Source organism: Citrobacter sp. RHBSTW-01044 (assembly GCF_013781945.1).
Lineage (GTDB): Bacteria > Pseudomonadota > Gammaproteobacteria > Enterobacterales > Enterobacteriaceae > Citrobacter > Citrobacter braakii.
The window spans coordinates 1,716,317-1,736,117 of record NZ_CP056180.1 but is presented as its reverse complement, the minus strand read 5'-3'; the positions used below and the strand labels follow the sequence as shown (position 1 = coordinate 1,736,117).

The following is a 19,801-nucleotide window of genomic DNA, read 5'->3' as shown; positions in this document are numbered from 1 at the left end:
CAAACTCCGTTACTTCACCCATCCTTTTTGCTTCAGGTAGTCTGCTGCGACTTTTTTCGCATCCAGCCCCTCCACGGCGATACTGGCATTCAGCCGTTGCAGCGTTTTTTCATCCAGGCTGGCAAATACCGGTTGTAGCCATTCTGCCATTTGCGGGTAGTCCTTCAGCACCGATTCACGCACAACGGGCGCTGGCGCATAAATGGGCTGCACGCCTTGTGGATCGCTTAATGTTTGCAGACCGAGCGCCGCAACCGGACCATCGGTACCGTAGGCCATCGCCGCATTGACCCCAGAGGTCTGCTGCGCCGCTGCTTTAATCGTCACCGCGGTATCCCCCCCCGCCAGCGACAACAGCTGATTCTGATTCAGTTTGAAATCATAGGCTTTTTCAAAGGCAGGCAGCGCGTCAGCCCGTTCGATAAATTCCGCAGAGGCGGCAAGTTTGAACGTCCCCCCGTCTTTCAGGTAACGGCCTAAATCGGCAAGGGACTCAAGCTTATTCTTTTGCGCGACATCCTGGCGAACCGCGATGGTCCAGGTGTTGTTGGCGGGCGCAGGCGTTAGCCAGATCAGCTTATTTTGCTCTGCGTCCAGCTTTTTCACTTTGTCATAACCGGCCTGCGCATTTTTCCATGCAGGATCATTCTCATCTTTAAAAAAGAATGCGCCATTGCCGGTATATTCCGGATAAATATCCAGTTCACCAGAGGTGATTGCCCCACGCACCACCGGAGTGGTACCCAGCTGTACTTTATTAACGGTTTTCACGCCGTGACTTTCGAGCACCTGCAAAATAATGTTGCCGAGCAGCGCCCCTTCGGTATCTATTTTTGAACCGACCGTGACGGGTGACGCGGCCTGTAAGGGCAAGCTGATCGCGGCAAATAACGCCAGCGAACCCACCCAAACTTTTGAAATTATCATGCTGCACTCCTCATTCTTTTACGGCCCTTTTCAGAGACTTGAGGAAAAAGCATAGTCGAAAAATCAAGCCTTAACCTGGCAATTGGGTAGTAACACTGAGAGTTACTCGCGGTAAGGCGATAATACAATAAAAAAATCCGGCAAACCCAAAGTGAGTTTACCGGATGGTACGATTTCGCAGGCCTGATAAGCGTCACGCTATCAGGCATGATATCAATTACAGCAGTTCAAATTCGCCCTGCTTCACTCTGGCAGAATCCACGCCGATAAAGACGTTGAACTTGCCCGGTTCGGCATCGTATTGCATACGCTGGTTCCAGAATTTCAGCGCTTCAACATCAATTGGGAAGCTAACGGTTTGGGTTTCACCCGGCTTAAGATTCACTTTCTCAAAACCTTTCAGCTGTTTTACCGGACGACTCATTGAAGCGGTAACATCCTGCAAATACATCTGAATCACCGTCGCACCTTCGCGTTTGCCGGTGTTGGTCACCTGCACGCTGGCCATCACGGTCCCGTCACGCTTCATCGTCGGAGAAGAGAGTTTCACATCAGAAACCGTGAATGTGGTGTAGCTCAGGCCATAGCCAAAGGGATACAACGGACCGTTCGCTTCGTCAAAGTAGCGCGACGTGTACTTATTCGGCTTATCGGCATTATACGGGCGACCGGTATTAAGATGGCTGTAATAGACCGGGATCTGTCCGACAGAGCGCGGGAAAGACATCGGCAACTTGCCTGACGGGTTATAATCGCCAAATAGCACATCGGCGATGGCGTTACCGCCTTCCGTCCCGGCAAACCAGGTTTCGAGGATCGCATCGGCCTGTTGATCTTCCTTAACCAGCGCCAGCGGACGACCGTTCATCAGTACCAGAACCAGCGGTTTACCCGTGGCTTTCAGCGCGGTAATCAGGTCACGCTGACTCTGCGGAATGGTGATATCGGTGCGGCTGGAGGCTTCATGCGCCATTCCCTGCGCTTCACCAACTACCGCGACCACCACGTCAGACTGCTTCGCGGCGTTAACGGCTTCATCAATCATCGCCTGCGGCGAACGCGGGTCAACCTTCACCGCCTCTTCATACTGGTTGAGGAAGTCGACAATGCCTTTGTCGTTGGTGATGTTCGCCCCTTTGGCGTATACCACTTTGCCCTGCTCGCCGATGGCATTTTTAATCCCCGTCAGCACCGTTACCGACTGATCGGCAACCCCGGCAGCAGACCAACTCCCCATCACATCACGCTTGCTGTCGGCCAGCGGACCGACAACCGCTACGGTGGCGGATTTTTTCAGCGGCAATGTTTCCAGACGGTTTTTCAGCAGCACCAGGCTTTCACGCGCCACTTCACGCGCCTCTTTGCGGTGCAAACGGCTTTCCGCGTTGGTGTCCTGCGGGTCAGATTCTTTAGCCCCCAGATGGCTGTACGGATCGTTAAACAGCCCCATATCATATTTCACGTTCAGCACATGACGCGCAGCGTCGTCCAGCTCCGCCATCGTCACCTTACCTGACTTAATCAACCCCGGCAGGTATTTGCTGTAATACTCATCGCTCATGCTCATGTTGATGCCGGACTTGATCGCCACACGCACCGCATCTTCAGGATCGGCGGCGGTACCGTGCTTAATCAGTTCCTTAATCGCGCCGTGATCGGAAACGGTAATGCCCTTAAAGCCCCACTCATCGCGCAGCACGTCTTTTAACAGCCATGCATCCGAAGTCGCCGGCGTGCCGTTCAGCGAATTAAGCCCCACCATCACCGCACCGCTACCGGCGTCCAGTCCGGCTTTGTACGGTGGCATATAGTCGTTGAACAAACGCTGCGGGCTCATATCGACAGTGTTGTATTCCTTGCCGCCTTCAACCGCGCCATAGGCGGCATAGTGCTTGACGCTGGTCATCACCGAATAGCGATCGGCCGGGCTTTTACCCTGCATCGCTTCCACCATGGTTTTGCCCATCGTGGCGGTCAAATACGTATCTTCGCCAAACCCTTCCGAGGCGCGGCCCCAGCGAGGATCGCGCGAGACATCGACCATCGGCGCCCAGGTCATATTCAGACCATCATCGGCGGCTTCATACGCAGACACCCGACCAACGGTTCTGACCGCATCGAGATTAAAGGAGGACGCCAGACCGAGGCTTATCGGGAATACAGTACGCTGACCGTGCAATACGTCGTAGGCAAAAAAGAGAGGGATTTTCAGGCGGCTGAGATCCATCACCTGATCCTGCATTTTGCGGATATCCTGGCGCGTGACGGTGTTAAAAATTGCCCCAACCTGCCCGTTTTTGATCATCTCGCGGATGGCTTCTTTCGGGTTATCAGGCCCGACGCTTATCAAACGCAGTTGCCCAATCTTCTCATCCACAGTCATCTGCTTGAGTAAATCGGTAACGAAGGCATCCCGCGCCTCTGGCGTCAGTGGATGGTTACCAAACAGAGTGTCCGCCAACGCTGGTTGCAATGCCAGACTCACCGCGACACCTACAGAACATAGCCATTTCATGTTGATTCTCTCTTTATTTTTTCCCGACGAGGCAGCGAAAATATAACAAAAACCGCAGTTTGCCGTAAGACTAAACGGGAGCGATAAAGAAAGCTAAGGTTATTCTCCTAATTTTCGAAACCAGCGCGAATCAGTAAAAGACGAACCAGAGACAATATGAATGAGAAAGCGTATTGTCATACAAAGCGCTATGCTTGTTCCTGATATTGAGTCCCACCACAAGGAGTGGAGAATGTCTTCCATTACAACAGATAATAAAGCTTTCCTGAATGAACTGACCCGTCTGGTGGGTCATTCACACCTGCTGACAGAACCTGCTAAAACCGCCCGCTATCGCAAGGGATTCCGCTCCGGCCAGGGCGATGCGCTTGCCGTCGTGTTCCCCGGGTCGCTTTTAGAACTGTGGCGCGTTTTGAGCGCCTGCGTCGCCGCGGATAAAATTATCCTGATGCAGGCCGCTAACACCGGTCTGACCGAAGGGTCTACGCCGAGCGGTAATGATTACGACCGCGAGATTGTCATTATCAGCACCCTGCGTCTTGATAAGCTGCACGTCATCGGCAAAGGTGAACAGGTGCTGGCCTATCCAGGAACCACTCTCTATTCGCTGGAAAAAGCGCTCAAACCGTTTGGCCGTGAGCCGCATTCGGTAATCGGATCTTCCTGTATCGGCGCTTCGGTTATCGGTGGCATTTGCAACAACTCCGGCGGCTCGCTGGTACAGCGCGGCCCGGCATACACGGAGATGTCGCTGTTTGCGCGTATTGATGAACAGGGAAAATTACAGCTGGTTAACCATCTGGGTATCGAGCTGGGCCAGACCCCGGAGCAGATCCTGAGCAAACTGGATGACGAGCGTATTAGAGATGACGATGTTCGCCACGACGGACGTCACGCGCACGATCATGACTACGTTACCCGCGTCAGAGATATCGACGCGGACACGCCCGCACGCTATAACGCCGACCCGGATCGCTTGTTTGAATCGTCCGGTTGTGCAGGCAAGCTCGCGGTCTTTGCCGTGCGTCTGGACACCTTCGAAGCCGAAAAAAACCAGCAGGTCTTTTACATCGGCACCAACCAGCCAGAGGTGCTGACGGAGATCCGCCGTCATATTCTGGCAAAATTCGAGCATCTGCCGGTCGCCGGTGAATATATGCACCGCGATATTTACGACATCGCTGAGCAATACGGCAAAGATACGTTTCTGATGATCGACAAGCTCGGCACCGACAAAATGCCGTTCTTCTTCACCCTGAAAGGCCGCACCGATGCGATGCTGGAAAAAGTGAAAATTTTCCGTCCTCACTTCACCGACCGGGCAATGCAGAAATTTGGTCATTTATTCCCCAGTCACTTACCGGCGCGCATGAAAAGCTGGCGCGATAAGTACGAGCATCACCTGCTGTTAAAAATGGCCGGTGGCGGCGTGGCTGAAGCCCAAAACTGGCTAAGCGAGTATTTCAAAACCGCTGAAGGCGACTTCTTTGCCTGTACGGCGGAAGAAGGCAGCAAGGCGTTCTTGCACCGCTTTGCGGCGGCTGGCGCGGCTATTCGTTATCAGGCCGTACATGCGGATGAGGTGGAAGATATTCTGGCGCTGGATATCGCGCTGCGTCGTAACGACACCGAATGGTACGAGCATCTGCCCCCAGAGATCGACAGTCAACTGGTGCACAAACTCTATTACGGTCACTTTATGTGTTACGTTTTCCATCAGGATTACATCGTGAAAAAAGGCGTGGATGCGCATGCGCTCAAAGAGCAGATGCTGGAACTCCTGCGTGAGCGTGGGGCGCAGTATCCGGCAGAGCATAACGTCGGGCATCTGTATCAGGCACCGGAAACCTTGACCCGTTTTTACCGTGAGAATGACCCCACCAACAGTATGAATCCGGGTATTGGGAAAACGAGTAAGCAGAAGTTCTGGAAAGAATCGTAAACCTGAAAAAGATAAGCGCTACCGGGCATGTTGCCGGGGCGCTTCGCTTGCCCGGCCTACTGCTACATTCGCTATGCGTAGGCCGGAAAAGATATCTTATTTAATCGTTCTGCGCGGTTTGCTCGCCCTTCGCCGAACCTGCCGCCGCCATCTGTGCAGCTTTTTGCTTTTTATAGCTCAGCGCCGCCGCCGGAACCGGCATCACCTTGCCCGTTTCAATCCAGGTACGTAAACGGCTGGCATCGGCAAAGTGAGTATATTTGCCAAAGGCATCCATCACCACCAGCGCCACCGGTTTGTTATTAATCACCGTGCGCATCACCAGACAGTGACCTGCCGCATTGGTAAACCCGGTTTTCGTTAACTGAATATTCCAGTTATCGCGGTATACCAGATGGTTGGTGTTACGAAACGGCAGCGTATACGCAGGGTTGGCAAACGTCGCCATATCTTCACGCGTGGTACTTAGCTGGCCGATCAGCGGATACTGTTTGCTGGCGATCAGCAGCTTGGTTAAGTCACGGGCGGTCGAGACATTGTGAATCGACAAGCCAGTGGGTTCCACAAAGCGTGTCTGAGTCATGCCGAGCGCTTTCGCTTTGGCATTCATGGCTTTGATAAACGCGTTGTATCCGCCCGGGTAATGATGCGCCAGGCTCGCCGCCGCGCGGTTTTCTGATGACATCAGCGCCAGTAGTAACATGTCTTTACGGCTGATTTCGCTGTTCAGTCGTACGCGAGAGTATATGCCTTTCATCTCCGGCGTCTGGCTAATATCGACTTTCAGCTTTTCATTCAGCGGCAGTCGTGCATCAAGCACCACCATCGCCGTCATTAATTTGGTAATCGACGCAATCGGACGCACAAGGTCCGGGTGGTTCGAATAGATAACTTTGTTGGTATTCAGATCAACGATCATCGCGCTACCGGACGCTATCTCAGGTTGAGAAGCCGCTGCGGTAGTTGCCGTTTTCGCCACGGCTTGGGGTGCAAAAGGAACGGCCAGCACCAGGGCAAGGCTTAATAATGAAACTCGGAATTTCAGCATGATGAGATTTCTGATAATGGTTCACGCACGTCACAACGCACACCGCCAGAGATTAAGTATTATCTCAAGCTAGCTCAGGCATCATAACGATCCGGCAGGTTTGCTGCCACAGGAGAATCGTCTCGAAATGCTGCGTTGCTGACTTTTACGTCAACAACGCAGCGTAGACAGGTTTATCCGTCAGAATAACCGATAGCCGTAACCCCACAGGATTACCGTAATAGCCAGCAGTACCTCCAGTACCAGCACACCGATCGCCAGCGTCGAACTGGAAAAACTCAACCCTTCCTCACGAGTGATATTCAGGAACGTTGGAATGCCGAGATAAAGTAAATAGCCGGTGTAAAACAGCGCGAGAGTCCCGACTAATGCGCACAGCCAGACCAGCGGATAAAGTGCGACCAGCCCGCTTAAAAAAAGCGGCGTCGCGACATATCCGGCAAAGACCATACAATGCGCCAGCGACGGACGCTGCGGGTAGTTACGCGCCATCCACCAGATAACCCGGCCCATGACGGCAACGCCCGCCAGCATCACCCCGTAAAACAGAATCGCCATTGCAAATCCAGTCAACAGGGATAATTTCAGGATATTGCCATCGCCAAAATCCCAGCCGATTTGTGTGGTACCGATGAACGCACAAACAACCGGGATTGCCGCCATCAGCAGTACATGGTGGGTGTAGTGATGCGAAACGCTTTCGTTTTCGCTGTTGATCACATGCATTTCACGATCGGGATGGGAAAACAGCCCCCAGACATGGTTCATACCGCCCCCTTCTTGTCAGCTCCGGACCTCAACAGTTCAAGTATAATTCAGCTTTGGATTAATTTTTGTACAACAACAAAAATAACGAACCGCTAATTCAGCGCTTTTAAACCCCACGATGATTCACAGGGTGTATGCTTAACGTCGGGAGGTCATCCAGACATATGGATATAAACAGTCTTATTGCACATTACGGTTACGCCGCATTGGTCATTGGCAGTTTGGCCGAAGGTGAAACCATTACCCTGCTGGGCGGCGTGGCGGCACATCAGGGATTACTTAAATTTCCTCTGGTGGTTATCTCTGTGGCCCTGGGCGGGATGATTGGCGATCAATTGCTGTATCTGCTTGGGCGTCGTTACGGTGGAAAAATTTTGCGTCGTTTCTCAAAACATCGCGACAAAATCCGCCGGGCGCAGAAAATGATCCAGCGCCGTCCTTATCTGTTCGTAATTGGCACCCGTTTTATGTATGGTTTTCGCGTGATCGGCCCGTTGCTGATTGGCGCAAGCCATTTGCCGCCTAAAATTTTCCTGCCGTTGAATATTCTGGGGGCGCTGGCGTGGGCGCTGATATTTACCACTCTGGGTTACGTGGGGGGAGAAGTCATTGCGCCGTGGCTACACAATCTCGACCAGCATATTAAGCACTGGATATGGCTGGCTCTGGTGATTGTGCTGGTGCCAGGCGTTCGGTGGTGGTTAAAAAAACGCAGCAGCAAAAGTACGGCCCGATAGCGCGATGTCTACCGGGCGGGTGCGTTACGAAGCGTGGTAGCCGCCCCCCAGCGCACGGTTCAACTGGATTGAGGCATCCAGCCATTGCCCTTGTAAAAGCAGAGCGTTGCACTGTTCACGTAATGCCGGGATCTTTGCCTCACTGACCCGGGAGCCCGCAATAATTCCGGCATTGAAGCGCGCCTGCGCCAGACCCACTACGCGCAGTGCATCATGCTCAATCTGCTGCTGATGCTGATTCTTCTGCGCCAGTGTTTCTACCTGCGATGCTGCACGCGCCACGTCATTCACCGCATCCACCACGGCTTTGTTATAATTCGCCACCGTCAGGTTGCTTTGCGCTTTAGTAATGTCGAGATTCGCGTTCAGCTTGCCGCTATCAAAGATAGGCAGCGTCAGCCCGGCCGTTACGCCCATTTGCTGCGCGGAATGGCGAAACAAGTCGCTCAGATGTAACGCATCCTGTTGTAAAAATGCCATCAGATTTACATCGGGATAAAACGCCGCTTTCGCCGCATCAATGCTGCTCAGCGATGACTCAATGTACCAGTGCGCCGCCTGCAAATCCGGTCGGCGGGCCAGCAGCGAATAACCTAGCTGGGACGGGAGCTGGCTTTCCACCGCGGGCAGCGGGGTCGAATGGAGTTTCAGGGCTGTGGACTGCGAGTTGGTCAGCGCGCTCAACCGCGCTTCAATCACCTTCATTTTACCGCTGACATCGTTCAGTTGCTGCTCTGTTTTGCTGGAATCGATATCGGTTTCAACACCTTCCACCGAAGAAGTAAGACCATTTTGATACAGTTGACGATCAACGTTAATGACGTTCTGCTGCTCGGTTTCGATTTGCGTCAACACGGTTTTCAGCCCGGCCTGCGTTTGCCATTCCCAGTAAAGACGAGCCACACCACTCGCCAGCACCTGTCGCGTTTGCTCGCGCTCGGCTTCACGCGCCTTAACGGCCCCAATACGTGCCGTCACTTCGGCCCGATTTTTACCCCACAGATCCAGATTCCAGCCAGCAGTTAAACCCAAGGTGCCGTTGGTGTACCACGGCCCGGTCGTCCCGGCGGCCGGATCGGTAATGGCAAACGGACCCATCAGCCCTTCGGCTGACATTCTCTGACGCTCTACATCTGCTGAGAAATCGATCTCCGGGCCATCCTGCGCCTCCACAGCCTTAGCCTGCGCCTCCGCCAGTTGAATGCGCTGTTCCGCGACCTGCATATCAGGGGAGTTGCGTAACGTGCTGTCAATCAGCGCATTAAGCTGGGGGTCATGGTATGCCTTCCACCATTGGCTGTCCGGCCAGCCATTTTTTAACGCCGCAGGCAATGTGGTATCGACATTCGCAGCGGGGGTCTGCTGTGACAGAGACTGGCGGTCATCATGCATCGGCGCGCAACCTGACATCAAAATAAAAAGCGGCAACAATGCCGTCGTGACAAAAGCAGAATTACGATTCATGGAGAGACACAGGTAAGAAAAGATGTGCTGAGATTACGACTTGTCGCGTTTCCTTTTTTAGTTACGCGTGGCAATACACCTTTGGCAATAAAAATATATAATCGGAAAAATATACACCCAACAAATAATTTAGATTAATTAATTTTAATAATTTATGGATGGAGACATTATGTCACAGAATATCTATGACGATCCCGAGTTCTTTGCCGGATATGCCACGCTGGACCGTTCAGTAAAAGGGCTCGACGGTGCGCCAGAATGGCCGACAATACAAGCGATGCTCCCCGCTCTGCAGGGAAAAAATATCCTCGATTTGGGTTGCGGATATGGCTGGTTTTGCCGCTACGCGCGCGATAACCAGGCGGCCAGCGTAGTGGGACTGGATATTTCACAAAAGATGTTAACCCAGGCGCACAGCATGACGCAGGGTAATGGCATCGTTTATCGCCGTGAAGATCTCGAGACGCTTTCCCTGTCACCAAATTCTTTTGACCTGGTTTATAGCTCACTTGCCCTGCACTATTTGCGCGATATCGCGCGATTATTCGTAACGATTTACCAGTCGTTAACACCGGGAGGCATGTTGGTATTCTCTGCCGAGCATCCCATTTATACTGCACCGCTTAATCAAGGTTGGATAAAAGATAAAACCGGGCAACAGTCCTGGCCGGTCAATCATTATCAGCAGGAAGGCACACGCATCAGTAACTGGTTCGCGGAGGGTGTCAAAAAACAGCACCGTAAGCTGGCGACCTGGATTAATGCGCTGATAGCCGCCGGATTCGAAATCGTTTGTGTCGATGAATGGGGACCGTCCGCTGAACAGATTGCTGAAAACCCGGCGCTGGATGAAGAAAAAGAGCGGCCAATGGTGTTTCTGCTCAGCGCACGTAAACCGGAGTAAGGTCATTACAGGAAGATTTTCAGAGGCTTTCCTATACTTAACCTGAACTCACCAAAAAAGGAACGCTGATGAAAATCTTACTGTGGATTATTTTAGTTATTTTTCTGATTGGGTTATTGGTGGTGACTGGCGTGTTTAAGATGATTTTTTGAAAAAAAGGCCACTCCGGTGGCCGATTAATGTGTTAATGCAATTTAGCGATATCAATGGCCTGAATCGCGCGCGCGATATCCGGTGAATTGTTTAATGCGCGAATTTCCTGAAACAGCGCGGTTGCCTCTGAGTATTCTTTACGCAAATACCCTAACCATTGTTTAATCCGCGCCACGTGATACAGCCCGGTATCACCCTGCTTTTCAAGACGGGTATATTTTTGCAATAGCATCACGACATCAGGCCACGGCATACGTGGCTCGTTGTACTTCACCACACGACTCAGGTTCGGAATATTTAATGCCCCACGGCCAATCATCACCGCATCGCATCCGCTGATAGCCATACAATCCTGGGCGCTTTGCCAGTCCCAGATTTCGCCATTTGCGATAACCGGAATGGTAAGCCGCTGGCGGATCTCACCGATCGCCTGCCAGTTGATATGCTCGGCCTTATAGCCCTGTTCCTTGGTTCGGCCATGCACCGCCAGCTCGCTGGCGCCAGCCTGCTGAACGGCATCAGCAATTTCAAACTGCCTGTCGCTGTTGTCCCAGCCCAGACGCACTTTCACCGTCACGGGCAGATGCGCAGGCACCGCCTCGCGCATGGCTTTTGCGCCCCGGTAGATGAGTTCAGGATCTTTTAATAACGTTGCGCCACCGCCGCTGCCGTTGACCAGCTTCGACGGGCAGCCACAGTTCAGATCGACACCAAACGAGCCCAGTTCTACCGCGCGCGCCGCGTTCTCCGCCAGCCACTGCGGATACTGTCCCAGCAACTGTATGCGCACCCGCGTGCCGGATGGCGTCCGGCTATTGTTATGCAGTTCCGGGCAGAGCCGATGGAATACTTTTGCCGGCAGGAGCTGATCCACCACGCGCACAAACTCGGTGATGCACAGATCGTAATCATTCACTTCAGTCAGCAGCTCGCGCACCAGTGAGTCGAGCACGCCTTCCATCGGCGCCAGTAAAACACGCATATCGTCACCCGCAAAAAAAGAGGCGCTATGGTAGCGCCTCCGTTCGGGAGATTAAAGAGGCTCAGCGCGGCAACAGGCAGTTATCTTCTTTCCAGCCGTACAGCCATTCCATACCACGATAAAATTCCGCCTGAGATTTGCCTTTCCACAGCAGATTACGCACCTGGCGCTCGACGCCTGCGGCGTGGTACACACGTCCCATTTCGCGCGTCGACCAGACGATGCGCGCAGTACGCGGAATACGCACCGACTCATACAAGGCAAAGGCATCAGCCGCATCGCCGTCACACTGCTGTAACGCCTTACCGAGAGTGACGGCATCTTCAAGCGCCATACAGGCGCCCTGCGCCATATATTGTGCCACCGGATGCGCAGCATCACCCACCAGCGTAATGCGGTCGGTCCCCCATTTCTCTACCGGTTCGCGGTCAGCGGTGGACCAGCGACGCCATGAGGTCGGCTTATCCAGCATCTGGCGCGGACGCGCATGAATACCGGCAAAATAGGAGAGCACTTCCTCTTTACTGCCATCCTTTACCCCCCACTCCTCCTGCTGACGACTGTGGAAGGTCACCACCAGGTTATACTGCTTGCCGCCACGCAATGGATAGTGCACCAGGTGGCAGTGCGGTCCGGCCCACAGCACCGGCGCGTTAATGCGCAAATCTTCCGGCATATCATCGCAATCAATCACCGCGCGATAGACCACGTGCCCGGTCACGCGTGGCGCATCGCCAATCAGAGACTGACGCACAACCGACTTCACACCGTCACAGCCCACCAAAATATCCGCTGTCCAGCTGTTACCGTGCTCATCAAAGACCGTCACATCATCTTCTGTCTGGCGAATATCAACCACGTTAGTTGAAGTGCGATACTCAACGTTGGGATGAACCAGTGCCGCTTCCCAGACAGAAGCATGAATATCAACCCGATGGATAACCGCATAAGGACCGCCAAAGTGATCGCGGAACGCCTGCCCGGTTTCAATGCGTACAACCTCTTTCGCGTTTACCGCATCCATCATGGTGATGTGATCGGTAAAAACGGCGCGCTTGCGAGCGACGTCACCCACACCAAGGCTATCCAGAGCAGAAAACGCGTTCGGCCCGAGCTGAATGCCCGCACCAATCTCACCAATCTCGTGCGCTTTCTCCAGCAACATCACTTTAATGCCTTGACGGGCCAGCGACAGCGCGGTCGCCGCGCCGCCAATCCCGCCACCCACGATAATTGCGCGTGTCACTTTAGCCATTGTCGTTCTCCTTATCAGGCTGGAATTTTGTCTTGTTGATTCTCGGGCGCGGCGGCGATAAACGCCGGAAGCTGGGTACAGGCATCATATACCGCCTTACAGCGCGGATACCCGCTCAGATCACAGCCCATACGTAACGCGTTCGCCCACTGCGGGATCAGACAGCAATCCGCCAGCGTCGGCGCATCCCCCACGCAGAACGTCCCCGACTGACTCTGGCGCAGCATCTGTTCAACCGCGCTTAACCCTTGCTGGATCCAGTGCGCATACCAGCGTTTTTTATCCTCTTCACTGACCTTTAGCTCTTCGCTCAGGTAGCGCAGTACCCGCATGTTATTCACGGGATGGATATCACAAGCGATGGCATAAACAATTTCCAGCACCCGGCTGCGCGCCGGGAAGTCGGCTGGCAGCAGCGGCGACTGCGGAAAGTGACCATCCAGCCAGTCGGTTATCGCCAGCGACTGCCCGAGTGATTCTCCCTCATCAGTGACCAGCGTCGGTACCAGCCCTACCGGGTTCATCCGCCGGTAGGCCAGCTCGTTCTGCTGACCGATGCGAATGTTGACACCCACCGTCTGGTAATCAAGCCCCTTCAGCGCCAGCGCAATGCGTACGCGATATGACGCGGAGCTGTTAAAGAAACTGTACAGCTTCATCATCCACCTCAGACAATCTTCACAGCGATGGGGGTTAAACCGTCTACATTGCCGGTGATCACATCTCCTTTCACCACTGCGCCCACGCCCTCTGGCGTGCCTGTGTAGATCAAATCACCCGGCTGTAGTTCGAAAAAGCCGGACAGATAGCTAATCGTTTCATTAACGGACCAGATGAGGTGGCGAATATCGCTACGCTGATGATCGTCGCCGTTGACCTGCAACCAGATAGGCGCGTTGTTAACATCCGCACTTTCGCTGGCTTTATGCAGCGGCGCGATGGGGGCTGAGAGATCAAATGCTTTGCCGATTTCCCACGGACGCCCCATCTGGCGCATCTCCATCTGCCTGTCGCGGCGGGTCATATCCAGACCAGTGGCATAGCCCCAGATATATTCGTGCGCTTTTTCCAGCGGTATATCGCTGCCCTTTTTACCGATCGCCACCACCAGCTCTATCTCATAGTGATAGTTATCGGTCTGCGACGGGTATGGCAGCTCGAGGGTTTGACCGGCCGTCACCGGAACCACCGCATCGGCAGGTTTACAGAAGAAGAACGGCGGTTCGCGATCCGGATCAAAACCCATTTCACGCGCATGAGCGGCATAGTTGCGGCCCACGCAGTAAACGCGACGCACGGGAAACTGTTCATTACTGCCAACGACCGGAACGGTAACAGGCGCTTGTGGTTCGAATACGTATTGCGTCATTTTCTCTCTCCCAAATTAATAACGTGCTTCACGGAACAACCCCAGCGCTTCCTGAACCGGTCTGTCCGAAAAACTAAATAAGACGGCATCTTCGTGGGCCTGGAATGACACGCCGTGCCAGGTTGGCACCACGAAGATATCTTTTGGCGAAAAATTTAAAGTCTCGGTGCCGATGGTGACCTGCCCGCTTCCTTCCACCACGTGATAGATAGTGCTGTCGGTGGTACGCGCCATCCGCGAGGAAAAGCCCTTCGGCAACAGTTGTAAAAAGGTCCCCATTGAAGGCATGGGATAACCACCGGTTACCGGGTTGACGTAACGCATCTTGTAACCGTCCCACTCATCGGCGTCGCCCATGCGGGTCAGGTCATGCAGCGCTTCACGGCTGCGATCGTAGCGATAGTTGAAAATTGGCGATGAGTTACCCTTCTGATGACGCAGCGGCAGCATATTGGCCGCGTAGCGTGGTAAGTAATCCCCTTCCTTGCGCGTGACCGGCTGCTGATCCTCCGGGTAATCTTCCGCAAAGCCGCAACCCAGCAGATTCACCAGTGGCAGATCCAGACCGTCCAGCCACACCACCGGTTCACTGCCTGGGTTGCCGTGGTCGTGCCAGCGCCACTGTGGCGTCAGAATAAAATCGCCTTCATGCATTTGGGTGCGCTCGCCATCCACCGCGGTAAATGCCCCTTTCCCTTCGACAATAAAGCGCAGCGCAGACTGATTATGCCGGTGACTCGGCGCAACCTCGCCCGGCATGATTAACTGCAATCCGGCGTACAGCGTTGGGGTGATTGAAGACTGTCCGCGCAGCATGGGGTTTTCCAGCACCAGTACGCGACGAATTGCCTCTTTCGCGCCAATCAGATCGCCGCTTTCCAGCAGCAGCGGGCGGATCTCCTGGTAGTTCCAGTACGCAGGAGCACAATGTGCGTTCGGCGTTGGCGGTACCAGGCGGTGCAGCGACTCCCACAGCGGGGTCAGATTCTGCCCGGAAATATGCTGGTAAAACTGCTGACGGCTGTTCTTAACATCCTGATTAAGTTCTGACATAGAGATTCTCCTTATTTGTTCACGATGCCTACGCGTGACAACGCGTCAGGGACAGAGGCCGACTGGCGGATAACAACCGTCAGCAGCATAAGCATCACCGCGCTGATGGCCGCCGGAACGGCAATAATGAAAAACAGGTTATCGAATGAGAAATTCATCGCCATCATCACGCCGCCGGAGAGCGAGCCGACAATCGCGCCGCAGCGGCCAATCGCATTAGACCAGCTGACGCCCGTGGCCCGGCTCTGCGTCGGATAAAGCGTGGCGGTTAAGGCATTCAGACCCACCTGCGAACCGCTGATGCCGATGCCGGTGCCAAAAATGGCCAGCGCCATCAGCCACAGGCCGTTCTCGCTCAGACCAATCATGACAATACATACCGCGCCCAGCGCATAGCTCACTGCCAGCACGCGGAAAGGATTGTATTTATCCATCAGAACTCCCAGCACCAGCGCACCGAGCGTACCGCCAATCTGAAAGGCGGCGGTCACCCATGAGGCATGCTGCAGGTCAATTCCGCGATGGTTAAGCAGCGTTGGCATCCAGCTGGAGAGCAGATAAATAATCAGCAGGCTCATAAAGAACACCACCCATAACATCAGGGTAATGGGCAACTGTTGCCCGACGAACAGCTGGCGAATGCTGCCTTTGGCAATCGCGGCGCCCTCGTTGAGATAAAATTGGGTATTGTCATAACGTTCCCGGGTGATGGCGCTGACGGTTCTGGCAATCACGTTTTGCGGCAACTGACGACGAATCTGCCAGCGCGGGGATTCCGGCAGCGCAAACAGCAGAGCCACAAATAGCATCAGCGGTAGCACGCCTCCCAGCACCAGGATGCCGTGCCAGCCAATAACCGGCACCAGCTGTGCGCTGACAATCCCGCCCATCGCCGAGCCCAGGGTAAAACCGCAGAACATCATGGTGACCAGTGCACCACGCCGACGCGCTGGCAGGTATTCTGAGGTCATAGTGATAGTATTTGGCATCGCGCCGCCCAGGCCTAACCCGGTAAGGAAGCGCAAAATAACCAGCGTTTGTAGATCGGGGGAAAAAGCCGAGATCAGGCTCAGTGCGCCGAACAGCGCCACGCAGAGTTCAATCACCCGTTTGCGGCCAAAACGATCCGATAGCGGACCGCAGAGCAGTGCGCCAGCGGTCAGACCCAGCAGGCCTGCGCCAAACAGCGGCGCCAGATCTCCGGCCGTCAGTTGCCAGTGGGTGCGAATGTCGGGCGCGATAAAACCAATAGCCGCGGTATCAAAACCGTCGAGCATGACGACCAAAAAACAGCAAATGATAACGCGCCACTGGGTCTTACCGACGGGGGCGGAATCGATCAGTGCTTGTAGATCACGTTGTTGAGTCATAGTGAATGCCTCAGTGCAGGTAGAGTAGATGTCTGTTTTGTTTTAGGTATGTTGCGACTTTGTATGTTTGGAGATGAAATGTACAATGGCTTTTCATGCAGAGGCATAACCTGGAGGTTATAGCAAATGGCTAACTGGGCGCAGAAACTTAAGTTACACCACCTGCAAACGCTTATTGCGCTGGGCGAACAGGGGAATTTGACTCACGTCGCCCGAATGATGAATATCACCCAGCCAGCGTTGTCAAAATGGTTATCACAGCTCGAAGATGAGATGGGTATCACACTCTTTGAACGTCATAGCAAAGGCTTACGCCCTTCAGAAGGCGGCAAGCTGCTACTGCAGCATGCCCAACGCCTGATCAATGATATGGAACGTTCACAGTATGAAATCGCCCGTTTTAAGCAGGGAGGCCTGGTAGGGAGTCTGAAGATTGGCTGCTCGCCGGTGGCGACGGACTGCGTTTCACAGGCGATACTGGGTTTGCTCACAGAGCTGCCGACCTTGCATCTTAATATTGAAGAGAAGGTGATGACCCCGCTGTTGCACGATCTGCTCGCGGGTTCGGTGGATGTGGTGGTCGGACGCGTCGGTGGCCGGGCGCTTCAGTTGCCGCTCAATTACCAGGTGCTGTATACCGAGCCGGTCTGTTTCGTCGCGCGCCCCGACCATCCGCTGGCAAAATATCCCCTGCTCACCTGGCATGATCTGGCTAACTGGCGCTGGATTGTCTGGCCGACGGGAACGCCCATCCGGATAAGCATTGACAACGCGCTGGTAGATAACGGCGTCATGCTACCGGAAAACATCATTGAGTCGGCGTCGATAAACGTCAGCACCAACCTGCTGCAAAGTAGCGACATGATCTCTATTCTTTCTCTACGCCTGGCGCAGCGTTATGCCGCCCAGGGACAGCTGGCTATCCTGAATCTGCCGAAGATTGAACAAAAAGGCAGCGTAGGCGTGTTCTGGCGCAACAATGAAACACCCACGACCGCCCTGAATCGTTTTCTGTATTACCTGGCACAGGTTTAACGTGAACAGTTAGGGCCATCGCCCGATGTTCCAGATATCTATTTCTTCTATGCTTAGAATTCATGATGTGATCGGTAGCACGTTTTGAAGTTTAATTGTATGATGAATCAGTCTCGTCAAGGGTTTCAACTATGAGCAAAGCACTGAACATTATCTGGCAATATTTGCGCGCATTCGTCCTGATTTATGCCTGCCTCTATGCAGGTATTTTTCTTGCATCGCTACTCCCCATCACCATTCCGGGCAGCATTATCGGCATGCTGATTCTGTTTGTCTTACTGGCTTTGCAGGTGCTACCGGCAAAATGGGTTAACCCCGGCTGCTATGTGCTGATTCGCTATATGGCCCTGTTGTTTGTCCCGATTGGCGTGGGGATCATGCAGTACTTTGATCTGCTCCGTGCGCAATTTGGTCCGGTAGTGGTGTCCTGTACCATCAGTACGCTCGTCGTTTTCCTGGTGGTGAGCTGGAGTTCTCACATTGTGCACGGTGAGCGCAAAATCGTTGGGCAAAAAGGGTCTAAAGAATGATGTCGTATATCTGGTGGTCGTTACCCCTTACGCTGGCGGTATTTTTTGGCGCACGTAAGCTGGCTGCACGATTTAAAATGCCGCTATTGAACCCGCTACTGGTCGCCATGGTGGTGATCATTCCCATTCTGATGCTGACCGGAATTCCCTACGATCACTATTTCAAAGGCAGTGAGGTGCTGAACGATTTACTGCAACCTGCCGTGGTCGCGCTGGCCTATCCGTTATACGAACAGCTGCACCAGATTCGCGCTCGCTGGAAATCAATTATTGCCATCTGCTTTGCGGGGAGCGTTGTGGCGATGGTTACAGGTACAACAATCGCCTTGTTGATGGGCGCATCGCCGCAAATTGCTGCGTCAATCATGCCGAAATCGGTAACCACGCCTATCGCTATGGCAGTGGGAGGCAGCATTGGTGGTATTCCGGCCATCAGCGCCGTGTGCGTCATTTTTGTTGGTATCCTCGGGGCTGTGTTTGGTCATACTTTGCTCAATGCGATGCGTATTCGCACCAAAGCCGCACGTGGACTGGCCATGGGTACCGCTTCGCACGCCCTGGGTACCGCACGCTGTGCAGAGCTGGACTATCAGGAAGGTGCGTTTAGCTCTCTAGCGCTGGTTATTTGCGGCATTATCACCTCGTTGGTCGCCCCATTCCTGTTCCCGATTATTCTGGCCCTGGTCGGTTAACCTTCAATTTTTGGCTAATTATTTGCGATGCGTTGCACATTTTTAATTTAAGTTTCATAAGTTGCATACACAATGAGATTTGGATCACATATAAAGCCGTAACAGGCCCGTAAACTACGATTCCATTACATTGTTATGAGGCATCGCCATGCATCCACGTTTTCAAACTGCTTTTGCCCAACTCGCGGATAACTTGCAATCAGCCCTGGCGCCTGTTCTGGCGGATGCGCATTTCCCCGCCATGCTGACTGCTGAGCAGGTCTCTTTGCTGAAACGCGAATCGGGACTGGACGAAGACGCGCTGGCATTCGCTCTACTGCCGCTGGCTGCGGCCTGCGCGCGTACTCCGCTGTCCAACTTCAACGTTGGGGCAATTTCTCGCGGCATCAGCGGCACCTGGTACTTCGGTGGCAACATGGAGTTCCTGGGGGCGACCATGCAGCAAACCGTTCATGCCGAGCAAAGCGCCATCAGCCATGCCTGGCTGCGCGGTGAAAAAGGGCTCGCCGCCATCACCGTCAACTACACGCCGTGCGGCCACTGTCGCCAGTTTATGAACGAACTGAACAGCGGACTGGATTTACGTATTCATCTGCCGGGACGTGCGCCACACGTGCTGCGCGATTACCTGCCAGATGCCTTCGGACCGAAAGATCTGGAGATTAAAACACTGCTGATGGACGATCAGGATCACGGCTTCGCACTGCAGGGCGATGCGTTGACCCAAGCGGCTATCACCGCCGCCAACAGATCTCATATGCCGTACAGCAACTCCCCAAGCGGCGTGGCGCTGGAATGTAAAGATGGTCGAATTTTTAGCGGTAGCTATGCGGAAAATGCCGCCTTCAACCCGACCCTGCCGCCGCTGCAAGGCGCGTTAAACCTGTTGAACCTTAACGGTTATGACTACCCGGATATCCAGCGTGCTGTGCTGGCTGAAAAAGCCGATGCGCCGTTGATTCAGTGGGATGCGACCTCCGCTACCCTGAAAGCGCTGGGCTGCAATAATATTGAGCGCGTGCTGCTCGGTTAATTGCCTGGCGCTACGCTTATCTGG

At 53.8% G+C, this 19,801-nt stretch carries 18 protein-coding genes; 7 read left to right on the top strand and 11 right to left on the bottom strand.

What is annotated here, in order from left to right:
* Positions 1-9: 9 nt before the first annotated feature.
* Both HV352_RS08330 and bglX read right to left on the bottom strand, forming a co-directional pair.
* Complete coding sequence (locus HV352_RS08330) at positions 10-927, bottom strand: ABC transporter substrate-binding protein (RefSeq protein ID WP_181635338.1); 918 nt, start codon at positions 925-927, stop codon at positions 10-12.
* A gap of 217 nt (positions 928-1,144) precedes the next feature.
* Positions 1,145-3,442 (bottom strand): beta-glucosidase BglX, encoded by a 2,298-nt coding sequence (bglX, locus tag HV352_RS08325; RefSeq protein WP_181635337.1) that lies wholly within the window; start codon positions 3,440-3,442, stop codon positions 1,145-1,147.
* Positions 3,443-3,674: 232 nt separating this feature from the next.
* Here bglX and dld point away from each other — a divergent pair, with 232 nt between their 5' ends.
* A complete protein-coding gene (dld, locus tag HV352_RS08320) occupies positions 3,675-5,384 on the top strand; it encodes a D-lactate dehydrogenase (protein ID WP_016153698.1) in 1,710 nt (569 codons plus the stop codon).
* Between the two features lie 100 nt (positions 5,385-5,484).
* Here the strand turns inward: dld and pbpG are convergent, their stop codons facing one another.
* Together pbpG and HV352_RS08310 are read right to left on the bottom strand one after the other, a co-directional pair.
* Positions 5,485-6,432 (bottom strand): D-alanyl-D-alanine endopeptidase, encoded by a 948-nt coding sequence (pbpG, locus tag HV352_RS08315; RefSeq protein WP_016153699.1) that lies wholly within the window; start codon positions 6,430-6,432, stop codon positions 5,485-5,487.
* Positions 6,433-6,612: 180 nt separating this feature from the next.
* Positions 6,613-7,200, bottom strand: coding sequence for a Yip1 family protein (locus HV352_RS08310; protein ID WP_016153700.1), 588 nt, complete (start codon positions 7,198-7,200; stop codon positions 6,613-6,615).
* A gap of 164 nt (positions 7,201-7,364) precedes the next feature.
* Here HV352_RS08310 and HV352_RS08305 point away from each other — a divergent pair, with 164 nt between their 5' ends.
* On the top strand, positions 7,365-7,937 hold the full coding sequence (locus tag HV352_RS08305) for a DedA family protein (protein WP_016153701.1): 573 nt from the start codon (positions 7,365-7,367) through the stop codon (positions 7,935-7,937).
* A 24-nt stretch (positions 7,938-7,961) separates the two neighbouring features.
* On the opposite strand, the gene mdtQ is transcribed toward HV352_RS08305, so the two are convergent.
* Positions 7,962-9,401: a multidrug resistance outer membrane protein MdtQ gene (gene mdtQ, locus HV352_RS08300; protein WP_109017510.1), complete on the bottom strand. Its 1,440-nt coding sequence runs from the start codon at positions 9,399-9,401 to the stop codon at positions 7,962-7,964.
* A gap of 169 nt (positions 9,402-9,570) precedes the next feature.
* Here mdtQ and HV352_RS08295 point away from each other — a divergent pair, with 169 nt between their 5' ends.
* On the top strand, positions 9,571-10,305 hold the full coding sequence (locus tag HV352_RS08295; protein WP_016153703.1) for a class I SAM-dependent methyltransferase: 735 nt from the start codon (positions 9,571-9,573) through the stop codon (positions 10,303-10,305).
* 184 nt (positions 10,306-10,489) lie between these two features.
* Here the strand turns inward: HV352_RS08295 and dusC are convergent, their stop codons facing one another.
* The 6 genes from dusC to HV352_RS08265 form a co-directional block, all read right to left on the bottom strand.
* Entirely contained in the window at positions 10,490-11,440 is a 951-nt protein-coding gene (gene dusC, locus HV352_RS08290; RefSeq protein WP_019077218.1) for a tRNA dihydrouridine(16) synthase DusC, read from the bottom strand.
* Positions 11,441-11,501: 61 nt separating this feature from the next.
* On the bottom strand, positions 11,502-12,695 hold the full coding sequence (locus HV352_RS08285) for a 3-hydroxybenzoate 6-monooxygenase (RefSeq protein WP_047359167.1): 1,194 nt from the start codon (positions 12,693-12,695) through the stop codon (positions 11,502-11,504).
* A 14-nt stretch (positions 12,696-12,709) separates the two neighbouring features.
* Entirely contained in the window at positions 12,710-13,354 is a 645-nt protein-coding gene (gene maiA / locus HV352_RS08280; protein WP_075849054.1) for a maleylacetoacetate isomerase, read from the bottom strand.
* Between the two features lie 8 nt (positions 13,355-13,362).
* Positions 13,363-14,064, bottom strand: a complete 702-nt coding sequence (locus HV352_RS08275) for a fumarylacetoacetate hydrolase family protein (protein WP_181635336.1) — start codon at positions 14,062-14,064, stop codon at positions 13,363-13,365.
* A 15-nt stretch (positions 14,065-14,079) separates the two neighbouring features.
* The gene (gene gtdA, locus HV352_RS08270; RefSeq protein ID WP_103928379.1) at positions 14,080-15,117 is read right to left on the bottom strand and encodes a gentisate 1,2-dioxygenase; all 1,038 of its coding nucleotides are present in this window, start codon (positions 15,115-15,117) and stop codon (positions 14,080-14,082) included.
* 11 nt (positions 15,118-15,128) lie between these two features.
* The gene (locus tag HV352_RS08265) at positions 15,129-16,487 is read right to left on the bottom strand and encodes an aromatic acid/H+ symport family MFS transporter (RefSeq protein ID WP_181635335.1); all 1,359 of its coding nucleotides are present in this window, start codon (positions 16,485-16,487) and stop codon (positions 15,129-15,131) included.
* A 126-nt stretch (positions 16,488-16,613) separates the two neighbouring features.
* Here HV352_RS08265 and HV352_RS08260 point away from each other — a divergent pair, with 126 nt between their 5' ends.
* The 4 genes from HV352_RS08260 to cdd all read left to right on the top strand — a co-directional run bounded on the left by HV352_RS08260 (position 16,614) and on the right by cdd (position 19,777).
* A complete protein-coding gene (locus HV352_RS08260) occupies positions 16,614-17,522 on the top strand; it encodes a LysR substrate-binding domain-containing protein (RefSeq protein ID WP_016153710.1) in 909 nt (302 codons plus the stop codon).
* A 131-nt stretch (positions 17,523-17,653) separates the two neighbouring features.
* Positions 17,654-18,052 (top strand): CidA/LrgA family protein, encoded by a 399-nt coding sequence (locus tag HV352_RS08255; protein ID WP_016153711.1) that lies wholly within the window; start codon positions 17,654-17,656, stop codon positions 18,050-18,052.
* Positions 18,049-18,744, top strand: coding sequence for a CidB/LrgB family autolysis modulator (locus tag HV352_RS08250; protein ID WP_016153712.1), 696 nt, complete (start codon positions 18,049-18,051; stop codon positions 18,742-18,744). The genes HV352_RS08255 and HV352_RS08250 overlap by 4 nt, the downstream gene beginning before the upstream one ends.
* Before the next feature lie 148 nt (positions 18,745-18,892).
* Complete coding sequence (gene cdd / locus HV352_RS08245) at positions 18,893-19,777, top strand: cytidine deaminase (protein ID WP_047500989.1); 885 nt, start codon at positions 18,893-18,895, stop codon at positions 19,775-19,777.
* Positions 19,778-19,801 lie beyond the last annotated feature (24 nt).